Origin of the sequence: Priestia aryabhattai B8W22 (genome assembly GCF_000956595.1) — a bacterium.
Classification (GTDB): domain Bacteria; phylum Bacillota; class Bacilli; order Bacillales; family Bacillaceae_H; genus Priestia; species Priestia aryabhattai.
This window is the reverse complement of the sequence record NZ_JYOO01000005.1, coordinates 30,494-42,566: the sequence shown is the minus strand read 5'-3', so window position 1 is coordinate 42,566 and position 12,073 is coordinate 30,494. Positions and strand designations below refer to the sequence as shown.

Here is a 12,073-nt window from a genome sequence, read left to right as displayed (position 1 = left end):
AAAAGTAAACTATATAAAACTATATAAACTAAGAGGAGAGATTTATTATGACAAAGGTATATTACAACGGAGATGCAAAGGATCAATTATTACAAGGTAAAACAGTAGCAATCGTAGGTTATGGTTCACAAGGTCACGCTCACGCACAAAACTTACGCGACAGCGGAGTAAACGTGGTAGTAGGATTACGTAAAGGTAAATCATGGGATCAAGCAGAACAAGACGGCTTCACTGTATTATCTGTAAAAGAAGCAGTTCAACAAGCAGAAGTAGTAATGGTATTACTTCCGGATGAGCATCAGCCAAAAGTTTATAACGAAGAAATTCTTCCGGGATTAAAACCAGGAAAATCTTTAGTATTTGCTCACGGTTTCAACATCCACTTTAATCAAATCGTAGCACCTGAATTCGTTGACGTATTCCTAGTAGCTCCAAAAGGTCCTGGTCACCTTGTAAGAAGAACATATGAAGAAGGAGCTGGCGTACCGGCGTTATTCGCGGTATTCCAAGATGTAACTGGAGAAGCAAAAGACGTAGCGTTAGCTTATGCTAAAGCAATCGGTTCAGCTCGTGCGGGTGTATTAGAAACAACATTTAAAGAAGAAACAGAAACAGATCTTTTCGGTGAGCAAGCAGTACTTTGCGGTGGTTTAACTTCATTAGTTAAAGCTGGTTTTGAAACGCTTGTAGAAGCTGGCTACCAACCGGAAGTTGCATATTTTGAGTGTTTACACGAATTAAAATTAATTGTTGACCTTATGTATGAAGGCGGAATGGAAGGTATGCGTTATTCAATCTCTGATACAGCTCAATGGGGTGACTTCGTTTCAGGACCACGCGTTGTAGATGAGCGTTCAAAAGAACAAATGAAAAAAGTGCTTGAAGACATCCAAACAGGTAAATTTGCAAAAGGCTGGATCCTAGAAAACCAAGCAAATCGTCCAGAATTTACAGCTATCAATAACCGTGAAAACGAACATTTAATTGAAAAAGTTGGCGCTCAATTACGTGAAATGATGCCATTTGTTAAAAAACAAAAGAAAGAAGCGGTGATCGCTAGTGCAAAAAATTAAACTATTTGACACGACGCTACGCGATGGTGAACAGTCACCTGGAGTCAATTTGAACCTACAAGAAAAGCTTGAAATTGCTAAGCAGTTAGAGCGGTTAGGTATCGACATCATTGAAGCTGGATTTCCCGCTTCTTCAAAAGGTGATTTTCAATCCGTAAAAGAAATTGCGTCTATTGTCAAAAACTCTTCTGTAACAGGCCTTGCAAGGTCTGTTACAAAAGATATTGACATTGCATGGGAGGCGTTAAAAGAAAGTGCAGAACCAAGACTGCATGTCTTTATCGCTACTTCCGAAATTCATATGCAGCATAAATTGAAAAAAACACCTGATGAAGTACTTGAAACAGCAGTGGAAATGGTGAAGTACGCAAGCAAAAAATTCCCGGTTGTTCAATGGTCTGCTGAAGATGCATGTCGAACAGATTTACCGTTTTTAGCTAGAATTGTAGAAGCAGTTATTGATGCTGGTGCAAAAGTCGTTAATATTCCAGATACAGTAGGATTTATCACTCCTGGTGACTATCAATCAGTATTTAATTACTTAAAAGAACATGTGTCAAATATTCATAAAGTTGATTTGTCAGCTCACTGCCACGATGACTTAGGGCTAGCTGTGGCCAATTCAATGGCTGCTATTGAAGCAGGAGCTACTCAAATTGAAGGAACGATTAACGGAATCGGAGAACGTGCGGGTAACGCAGCTCTTGAAGAAGTAGCACTTGCGCTTCATGTCCGTCAAGATTTCTATCAAGCGAGCACAGGTCTTATCTTACCTGAAATCAAGCGTACGAGTGACATTATCAGTAAGCTTACAGGGATGAATATTGCACCAAATAAAGCAATTGTCGGAAAAAATGCTTTTGCTCATGAATCAGGTATTCACCAAGATGGTGTCTTAAAAAATCCGTTAACATATGAGATTATTTCCCCAGAACTTGTGGGTGTTAAACAAAATCCAATTGTGCTTGGTAAACATTCAGGCCGTCACGCGTTCCGTACACGCTTAGTAGAGCTTGGATTCACATTGGAAGATACAGAAGCAAACGTGCTTTTTGAGAAGTTTAAAGACTTAGCAGATAAGAAAAAAGACATTACCGACGATGATTTATTGGCATTAGTCATTCAAAAGCAAGTTAGCAAAGACAGTGAATATAAGCTTGAAAGTCTGCAAGTTCAGTATGGTACGAACAATATTCCTACGGCTACGATTACGCTTCGCAAAGAAAACGGCGAAGAGATTCAAGAAGCAGCTACGGGATCTGGAAGCGTGGAAGCTATCTATAATACGCTGCAGCGCTGTGTTGAACAAGATGTAAACCTATTAGACTATCGTATTCAGTCTATTAACGGTGGACCGGATGCACTGGCTGAAGTATTTGTGAAGGTTGAAAGCGAAGGAACTGAAGCAAGCGGACGCGGAGTAGCATTTGACGTATTAGAATCGTCAGCGAAAGCATATCTGAACGCCATTAATCGTTTAATCGCTATTCAGCAGCATCGTACAAAGCAAGAAGTAATGTGAACTGAAGGGAGAGACCACCATGACAAAAAAAGTCGCTGTATTACCGGGTGACGGCGTAGGAACAGAAGTAACCAAAGGCGCTGTTGCCGTTTTAAAAGCAATTGGAGAGCGCTTTGATCATCAATTTGAGTTTACGTATGGACTAATTGGCGGAGCTGCAATTGATGAGGCGGGCACACCTCTTCCAGAAAGTACAATTGAGACTTGTAAGCAGGCGGATGCCGTATTACTTGGATCAGTTGGAGGGCCAAAATGGGATCGTAACCCTTCACATTTACGACCGGAAAAAGGTTTGCTAGCTATTCGAAAAGAACTGGATTTATATGCTAATCTTCGTCCGGTGACGTTTTATGATAGCTTAGCGGATGCCTCTCCTCTGAAAAAAGAATACATTGAAGGTGTTGACTTCATTATCGTCCGTGAGCTAACAGGAGGCTTATATTTTGGTAAGCCTAGCGAGCGCCGAACAGAAGGAAATGAAGAAACAGTTGTCGACACATTATTTTATAAGCGTACAGAAATAGAAAGAATTATTCGCCAAGCATTTGACACGGCTGTAAATCGACGTAAAAAAGTAACGTCTGTTGATAAAGCAAATGTGCTTGAGTCTAGTCGAGTGTGGCGTGAAGTAGCTGAAGAAGTAGCAAAAGACTACCCGGATGTAGAGCTTGAGCATATGCTTGTAGATTCAGCTGCTATGCAGTTAATTCGTAATCCTAAGTATTTTGATGTAGTGGTAACTGAAAATATGTTTGGTGATATTTTGAGTGATGAGGCTTCTATGCTGACAGGATCGTTAGGAATGTTGCCATCTGCGAGCTTAACGGCTGATGGTCCATCTTTATACGAACCCGTTCACGGTTCTGCACCAGATATTGCTGGTCAAAACAAAGCTAATCCGATTGCTGCTATTTTATCTGCAGCAATGTTGCTTAGACATTCATTTGGGTTAGAAAAAGAAGCAGCAGTGATTGAACAAGCGGTTGAAAGTGTATTACATGCAGGTCATCGAACAGCTGACTTAGCAGACGGTAATCATTATTTAGGTACCGATAAAATGGTGGAGGCAATAACTGCGGTAATTGCCAATGATTCTGCCATTTCAAGCATTATGACAGCTTACAGTTAATCATGCGTTTCTCACGTTTTGTGAGAAACGTTTTTCATAATCAGAAAGGAGGAGCAGTATGAAACCAAAAACAATTATTGATAAGCTTTGGGAACAACATGTTGTACGTCGAGAAGAGGGGAAGCCGGACTTATTATATATCGATCTTCATCTTATTCATGAAGTAACGTCTCCTCAAGCATTTGAAGGTCTTCGCGTAGCAAATCGCCAAGTAAAGCGTCCAGACTTAACGTTTGCTACAATGGATCACAACATTCCAACGGTTGACCGTTTTAATATTAAAGATCCGATTGCAAAGAAACAAGTAGACAAACTATCCGAAAACTGTCATGAGTTTGGTGTGAAGCTTTTAGATTTAACAAGTGAAGAGCAAGGAATTGTGCATATCATTGGGCCGGAATTGGGATTAACTCAGCCTGGAAAAACCATTGTATGCGGAGATAGCCATACATCTACTCACGGTGCATTTGGAGCGCTTGCTTTTGGTATAGGAACTAGTGAGGTAGAGCATGTTTTAGCAACACAAACGCTATGGCAAGCGAAACCAAAAACGCTACAAGTGAAAGTGAATGGCAAAAAGCAGCCTGGCGTTTATGCTAAGGACATTGTGTTAGCAATTATTCAAAAATTCGGCGTGAATTTTGGAACGGGTTCAATCGTGGAATTTACGGGCGAATGTATTCGCGATCTTTCAATGGAAGAGCGCATGACTATTTGTAATATGTCTATTGAAGCCGGTGCAAAAGCTGGTTTAATCAGTCCAGATGATGTCACTTTCTCTTATATTAAAGGGCGTCAGTATGCTCCTAAAGGAGAACAGTTTGAAAAAGCAGTGGAAGCTTGGGCAGCTTTAGCAACAGATGAAGGTGCAACATACGATGAAACGCTGGAAATTGATGCAGATACAATTGAACCTGTCGTAACATGGGGAACAAACCCGGCGATGAGTTCTTATGTTAGCAAGCAAGTTCCTACATTAGAAGAGTGTAAAACAGAAGCTGAGAAAAAGTCTTTGTCACGAGCACTCGAGTATATGGGCTTACAGCCCGGCATGGGCATAGAAGAGATCCCAGTTCAGCATGTATTTATCGGTTCATGTACAAATGCTCGTTTGTCTGACCTTCGTGACGTAGCAGCCTTTATTAAAGGAAAGAAAGTGTCACCAGATGTGCGAGCGATGATTGTACCAGGTTCTCAAAAAGTAAAGCGAGTGGCTGAAGAAGAAGGATTATCTGCTATTTTTATTGAAGCAGGCTTTGAATGGAGAGACTCAGGCTGCAGCATGTGTTTAGGTATGAACTCTGACTTAGTTCCACAAGGCGAACACTGTGCGTCCACTTCTAACCGAAACTTTGAAGGACGTCAAGGAAAAGGTGCCAGAACGCATTTAGTAAGCCCGGTAATGGCAGCAGCGGCAGCGGTATATGGACATTTTGTTGATGTGCGCAAACTACAAGAACAAGCGGTGCGATAAGGAGGAGAACACAGATGAATGCTTTTACAATCCATACAGGGAAAGTAGCAGGTCTCGACCGAGCAAACGTAGATACTGATCAAATTATCCCAAAGCAATTTTTGAAAAGAATTGAGCGTACTGGCTTTGGCCAATTTCTATTTTTTGATTGGCGATACAATGAAGATGAAACGTTAAATGAAACATTTGAATTAAATCAGCCTCAAAATCAAGGAGCAACAATTCTTGTAGCTGACGAGAACTTCGGATGTGGTTCGTCACGTGAACACGCTCCGTGGGCCCTTTTAGACTACGGGTTTCGTGCCATTATCGCACCTTCATTTGCAGATATTTTTAAACAAAACTGTTTAAAAAACGGTATTTTACCTATTGTTTTACCAAAAGAAGATGTTTCCTATTTAATGAAAGAGTCTCAAAGTGCTTCTTACGCCTGTACAATCGATCTTCATCAGCAAAAAATTACCGATGAAGCAGGTTTTGAACGTACGTTTGATATCAATGGCCATTGGAAATATATGCTTGTTAACGGATATGATGAAATTGGCTATACGCTTTCTTTTGAAGACGATATTTCTGCTTATGAAGCAAAAACGGTAAGATATTAACCAAAAATCGAGCAAAATTATAATTTTGCTCGATTTTTTTGCGTTCCGTTAATTCAATTGCTAAACTGTAAAGCAAATGGACCGCGAAGTGGGGAGAAAACATGTCGAATGAACAACAAAACAAAATTGTAGCTTTTCCTCTATTAAAAGAACGGTTGGTTGAAAAAGCTACAGATCATATGCAGCACAAGCAATTTCAAGAAGCACTTCCTTTATTTGAGCAGGCCTACGAACTTGACAATAAGCATCATGAAATTTTGCTTGGCCTTGTTATTTGTCACGTGGAGCTCGGTGATGCAGGCATAGCTAAGGAATTATGTGAGCAAATGCTGAAAGAAGATATTGGCGATTATTATCATAATTTGCAAATGTACCTCATGGTGTTAATTCAGCTTGGTCACTATCATGAAGGATATGTCACTCTACAAGCAGTTATTCAAGAACACAAACTCCCTTCTGAACATGCTGAACAGCTTTATCAGCTATTGGAGTTCTGCAAGAATAGAATGAATCAAGAACAAGTCATAGAAGAACAAACAGAAGAAGAACAGCTGGAGCAGTTTAAATCATTCACAGCTCTAGACAATATTCAAGATCAGCTTGAATGGGTTCATTCATTAAAAACGAAGAGAATTGAAAAGCAGCGCTTCTTTCTGGAACAGCTATTTTCATCTGAAGCTGTTCACCCTATCGTAAAAACAGTCGCTTTAAAAACAGTCATGGAAGAAGAAGTAGACATTGATTTTATGATTACTAAGTTTGGAGAGACGAAAAAAGTAAATGCGCTTCAGCTTCAACGAACAACACCGTATTTGTTTGCCGAGCAAGTAGAAGCGCAGCTGACGGAAAAGCTGGAGCATGAAAATCCTACATTGCTGCAGGTTGCCGTTGAGATATGGCAGCGTCATTTATTTATAACATTTCCGTTTTTACCGGGTGATAATGTAAAACTTTGGACAGAAGCGGTGTATGCTGTTAGTCTGATGATGCAAGGAGAAGAGTCAGATGCAGCTGTAGCAGAGGAAGACGGAAGTTTCTCCGCAGCTGAATTAAGAAAGGCAATTAAAGAGCTAAAAGAAATTGAAGAAATTTCTTTTATATAAAATGTGGTGTTTAGTTGAAACGTCATTGTTGTATGTTATAATATAATGGTTGTAAAATGCACTTAAATACGTATAGTAGAATTTCATCTTTACATTACATTCCTACTTACTTTAAAGTAGTAGGGAGTTAAATAGATAATGATTGAGGTTTGAACTGATAGGCTATCTGCATTATCTAATTTAGAAATCACTACTTAAAATGATTTTGGAGGGAAACATTCATGTCTGCAAAATGGGAAAAACAAGAAGGAAATCAAGGCGTTTTAACAGTAGAAGTTGAAGCTGCTGAGTTTGATAAAGCCTTAGATAAAGCATTCACAAAAGTTGTAAAACAAGTAAACGTACCAGGGTTCCGTAAAGGTAAAATGCCTCGTCCACTTTTCGAAAAACGTTTTGGCGTAGAATCTTTATACCAAGATGCACTAGACATCTTATTACCTGAAGCTTACAGCAATGCAATTGTTGAAGCTGGTATCGAGCCGGTTGATCGTCCAGAAATCGATGTTGAAACAATCGAAAAAGGACAACCTTTAGTTTTCACTGCTAAAGTAACTGTTAAGCCTGAAGTTAAATTAGGCGAATACAAAAACTTAGAAGTAGAAAAAGTTGATACAACTGTAACAGACGAAGACGTTGAAGCTGAATTAAAAACACTTCAAGAGCGTCACGCTGAACTAGTTGTTAAAGAAGAAGGAACAGTAGCTGAAGGCGATACAGCTGTAATCGACTTTGAAGGTTTCGTTGATGGCGAAGCATTTGAAGGCGGAAAAGGCGAAAACTATTCTTTAGAAATCGGTTCTAACACATTCATCCCTGGCTTTGAAGAGCAACTAGTTGGTCTTGAAGTAGGCGCTGAAAAAGAAGTGGAAGTAACATTCCCTGAAGAGTATCACGCTGAAGAGCTAGCTGGTAAAGCTGCTAAATTCAAAGTGAAATTACACGAAATCAAATCTAAAGAGCTTCCAGCTTTAGACGATGAGTTTGCAAAAGACGTAGATGAAGAAGTAGAAACTTTAGAAGCGTTAAAAGCAAAAACAAAAGAAAAATTACAAAGCGATAAAGAGAATCAAGCGGAATCAGCTCTTCGCGACACTTTAGTAGAAAAAGCTGCTGAAAATGCTGAAGTAGAAATTCCAGAAGCAATGTTCAACACTGAAATGGATCGTATGATGCAAGAGTTTGAACAACGTTTACAAATGCAAGGTCTTAACCTTGAACTTTACTTCCAATTCTCAGGTCAAGATGAAAAAGCTCTTCGCGACCAAATGCGTCCGGATGCTGAAAAGCGTGTAAAAATCAACTTAACGCTAGAAGCTATTTCAAAAGCTGAAAATCTTGAAGTAAGCGAAGAAGAAGTAGAAAAAGAATTAGAAAACATGGCAGGAATGTACAACATGCCTGTCGAAGAAATTAAGAAAGTGCTTGGCAGTCTTGATAGCATTAAAGAAGACATGAAAGTACGTAAAGCAGTTGAATTTCTTGTAGAAAACAGCAAAGCTGTTGCATAATAGTAAGTAAGAAACAAGGCGCGACTTGATCGTGCCTTGTTTTATAAACTTCAATAGTTTTTTTATATCATAACCAACACCGTAGAAGCAGCTTTAACCCATTGTTTGAAATCCGTGGTTATGAAATAGGCCCAATAAGAGGACACTATATAATAGCAGATCTCCATTCTGTTATGCTCATCAACAACATATACATAAAACGTTTTAGTATCTATTCAAGAAAATGTATGGTAAAATGCAATACAAATCTTTTCATAGCGCTTTTACTATGTGATAAAGAGGGGCATTTACCTACAAATAGATGAGTTGTTCATGTTGTTGGGCTATAGCGCGGATAGAAATCAGCTTCGAGCACTTTAGTAAATACTACAAGGGGTGAAAATTATGTTTAAATTTAACGATGAAAAAGGGCAGTTAAAATGCTCATTTTGTGGTAAAACACAAGAACAAGTACGCAAGTTAGTTGCGGGTCCAGGTGTTTACATATGCGATGAATGTATTGAACTTTGCACGGAAATCGTAGAAGAAGAGTTAGGTACAGAAGAAGAAGTAGAATTTAAAGATGTACCAAAACCAAAAGAAATTCGTGACATTTTAGATGAGTATGTAATTGGTCAAGAGGATGCGAAAAAATCGTTATCCGTTGCAGTATACAACCATTACAAACGAATCAATTCAAACAGTAAAATTGATGACGTTGAGTTATCAAAAAGTAATATTGCATTAATTGGACCTACAGGAAGCGGTAAAACTTTACTAGCTCAAACATTGGCTCGTATTTTAAACGTACCGTTTGCGATTGCAGATGCAACATCTCTAACAGAAGCGGGTTATGTAGGAGAAGATGTTGAAAACATCTTATTAAAATTAATTCAATCAGCTGATTACGATGTGGAGAAAGCTGAAAAAGGTATCATCTACATCGATGAAATTGATAAAGTAGCGCGTAAGTCTGAAAACCCATCTATTACACGTGATGTATCAGGTGAAGGTGTGCAGCAGGCTCTTCTTAAAATCTTAGAAGGTACTGTAGCAAGTGTTCCTCCTCAAGGCGGACGTAAACACCCTCATCAAGAATTTATTCAAATTGATACCACAAATATCTTATTTATTTGTGGTGGTGCATTTGACGGAATCGAACCTATTATTAAGCGTCGTCTAGGTAAAAAAGTAATTGGTTTCGGTTCAGAAACAAAACAACAAGACTTTACAGAAAAAGAGTTACTAGCAAAAGTATTACCGGAAGATTTATTAAAATTTGGTTTAATTCCAGAGTTTATTGGTCGTTTACCGGTTACTGCTAGCTTAGTGCCTCTTGATGAAGAAGCGCTAGTTGAGATTTTAACAAAACCGAAAAATGCACTAGTGAAACAATATCAAAAAATGCTTGAACTTGATGACGTTGAACTTGAATTCGAAGACGAGGCTTTAGTAGAAATTTCTAAAAAAGCAATCGAGCGTAAAACAGGTGCTCGTGGTCTACGTTCAATCATTGAAGGTATTATGTTAGATGTAATGTTTGATCTTCCTTCACGTGATGATATTACAAAATGTATTATCACAGGTGAAACCGTTCGTGATCAAGCGGCTCCTAAGTTCGTATTAGAAGACGGATCTACCATTCAAGAAGGCAGCAAAACATCAGCATAAAAAAAGCCGGGTACTCAATTTGAGTACCCGGCTTTTTTCTGGTGATGAAGCACAACTAAATTTTACTTTTTACTAGAATCTTGTTTATTCCTACTGCTGCAGGGAGATAATAACTGATAATTATCTTACTAAACTGCGCAGGAGGTTTATCTATGAACTGGACGAATATTGCCTTAATGGTCCAACTCTTTTTTGGTATCATCATTGGCTTATATTTTTGGAATTTATTACGCAATCAGCGTACGCAAAAAGTCTCAATTGACCGGGATTCAAAGAAAGAAATGGAGCAATTGCAGAAGATGAGAGCCATCTCTTTAACTGAGCCGCTTGCTGAACGTGTGAGGCCGTCTAGCTTCTCCGATATTGTCGGACAAGAGGATGGAATTCGGTCACTAAAGGCTGCCCTTTGCGGTCCTAATCCACAGCACGTGATTGTATACGGGCCGCCTGGAGTAGGAAAAACAGCAGCAGCACGTTTAGTGTTAGAAGAAGCAAAAAAAAATAAAAAATCACCTTTCAAACAATCGGCTGTATTTGTAGAATTAGATGCAACTACGGCGCGTTTTGATGAGCGAGGCATTGCTGATCCTTTGATTGGGTCTGTTCATGATCCTATTTACCAAGGAGCAGGTGCCATGGGTCAAGCTGGAATTCCGCAGCCAAAACAAGGAGCGGTTACAGATGCACACGGGGGGATTTTATTTATTGATGAAATTGGAGAGCTCCATCCTATTCAGATGAATAAGCTGTTAAAGGTTCTAGAAGATCGAAAAGTGTTTATGGAAAGCGCCTATTACAGCGAAGAAAACACACAAATCCCAACACATATTCACGATATTTTTCAAAATGGGTTGCCAGCAGACTTTCGTTTGATTGGTGCGACGACTAGAACGCCTAATGAAATTCCGCCTGCCATTCGTTCCAGATGCGTAGAGGTATTTTTCCGTGAGCTTGATCGCGACGAAATTATTACAGTTGCAAAAAAAGCAGCAAATAAAGTAAGAATGGATATATCAGAAGAAGGTTTATCTCTGTTTTCTACATATGCACGCAATGGACGTGAAACGGTTAATATGATGCAAATTGCGGCTGGATTAGCGATATCAGAGGAACGAACGGACATTAAAAATGAAGATATTGAATGGATTGTTCATTCTAGCCAACTATCTCCAAGACACGATCCGAAAATTGCAGATGAGGAAAAAGTGGGGCTTATTAATGGATTAGCGGTGTACGGGCCCAACTCTGGAGCACTTTTAGAAATTGAAGTCAAAGCGATTCCTGCAAAAGAGAAAGGGAACATTATTATTACGGGTATCGTTGAAGAGGAAAGTATAGGGACTCAAGGGAAGTCTATTCGCCGTAAAAGTATGGCTAAAAGCTCAATTGAAAATGTCATAACTGTTCTTCGCTCAATGGATGTTCCAGCGGATGAGTATGATATTCATGTGAACTTTCCGGGAGGCGTGCCAATTGATGGACCTTCTGCCGGTATTGCGATGGCAACAGGTATCTACTCAGCGATTTATGAAGTTCCAATCAAACATACGGTAGCAATGACAGGAGAAATTGGTCTGCACGGCAACGTAAAGCCAATTGGGGGCGTGATTCCAAAAATCAAGGCAGCAAAACAAGCAGGCGTTCAGACGGTGATTGTGCCAAAAGAAAATATGAATGCAATGGTAGAAAAGGTAAAAGGTATCGATATTATTCCTGTCCATCATTTAACAGAGGTGTTCGAACAAGCACTATTGTCTGTACATGAGCATGTTGCACATTTGTCGGTAGATCCAGCTATTTCAACTAGAGAATCTAGCTAATTCTATCATGATAATTAAAAATTAATGGTCAGATGAATATTCATCGCCTTTTTCGCGTATAAAACCTTTATACACAGCCAACGAAAAAGGCGTTTTTTTATGAAAAGAGCTTAAAAAGATATATTTTGCCTTTTAATTCTTTCTCATGGTACAATTAGTAATTACTATTGTTAGACATGTGTATACAAA

Annotated in this window: 9 protein-coding genes; all 9 read left to right on the top strand. The window is 39.1% G+C overall.

From position 1 onward, the window contains the following. Nucleotides 1–47: 47 nt before the first annotated feature. The 9 genes from ilvC (at nt 48) to lonB (ending at nt 11,884) form a co-directional block, all read left to right on the top strand. The gene (gene ilvC / locus N178_RS05415) at nt 48–1,073 is read left to right on the top strand and encodes a ketol-acid reductoisomerase (protein ID WP_028411737.1); all 1,026 of its coding nucleotides are present in this window, start codon (nt 48–50) and stop codon (nt 1,071–1,073) included. Further along, complete coding sequence (locus tag N178_RS05410) at nt 1,060–2,595, top strand: 2-isopropylmalate synthase (RefSeq protein ID WP_045291110.1); 1,536 nt, start codon at nt 1,060–1,062, stop codon at nt 2,593–2,595. The genes ilvC and N178_RS05410 overlap by 14 nt, the downstream gene beginning before the upstream one ends. A gap of 19 nt (nt 2,596–2,614) precedes the next feature. After that, nucleotides 2,615–3,724, top strand: a complete 1,110-nt coding sequence (leuB, locus tag N178_RS05405) for a 3-isopropylmalate dehydrogenase (protein WP_013059372.1) — start codon at nt 2,615–2,617, stop codon at nt 3,722–3,724. A 58-nt stretch (nt 3,725–3,782) separates the two neighbouring features. Then, complete coding sequence (gene leuC / locus N178_RS05400; RefSeq protein WP_045291108.1) at nt 3,783–5,198, top strand: 3-isopropylmalate dehydratase large subunit; 1,416 nt, start codon at nt 3,783–3,785, stop codon at nt 5,196–5,198. Between the two features lie 14 nt (nt 5,199–5,212). Beyond that, nucleotides 5,213–5,803 carry a 3-isopropylmalate dehydratase small subunit gene (gene leuD / locus N178_RS05395; RefSeq protein ID WP_013059370.1) on the top strand — a complete coding sequence of 197 codons (591 nt, stop codon included), beginning with the start codon at nt 5,213–5,215 and terminating at the stop codon, nt 5,801–5,803. Between the two features lie 101 nt (nt 5,804–5,904). Further along, nucleotides 5,905–6,906 (top strand): tetratricopeptide repeat protein, encoded by a 1,002-nt coding sequence (locus N178_RS05390; RefSeq protein ID WP_045291107.1) that lies wholly within the window; start codon nt 5,905–5,907, stop codon nt 6,904–6,906. A 221-nt stretch (nt 6,907–7,127) separates the two neighbouring features. Next, nucleotides 7,128–8,414 (top strand): trigger factor, encoded by a 1,287-nt coding sequence (gene tig / locus N178_RS05385; RefSeq protein WP_016765666.1) that lies wholly within the window; start codon nt 7,128–7,130, stop codon nt 8,412–8,414. A gap of 384 nt (nt 8,415–8,798) precedes the next feature. Continuing rightward, nucleotides 8,799–10,064, top strand: coding sequence for an ATP-dependent protease ATP-binding subunit ClpX (gene clpX / locus N178_RS05380; RefSeq protein WP_013059367.1), 1,266 nt, complete (start codon nt 8,799–8,801; stop codon nt 10,062–10,064). Nucleotides 10,065–10,216: 152 nt separating this feature from the next. Further along, nucleotides 10,217–11,884, top strand: a complete 1,668-nt coding sequence (gene lonB / locus N178_RS05375) for an ATP-dependent protease LonB (RefSeq protein ID WP_013085136.1) — start codon at nt 10,217–10,219, stop codon at nt 11,882–11,884. Nucleotides 11,885–12,073 lie beyond the last annotated feature (189 nt).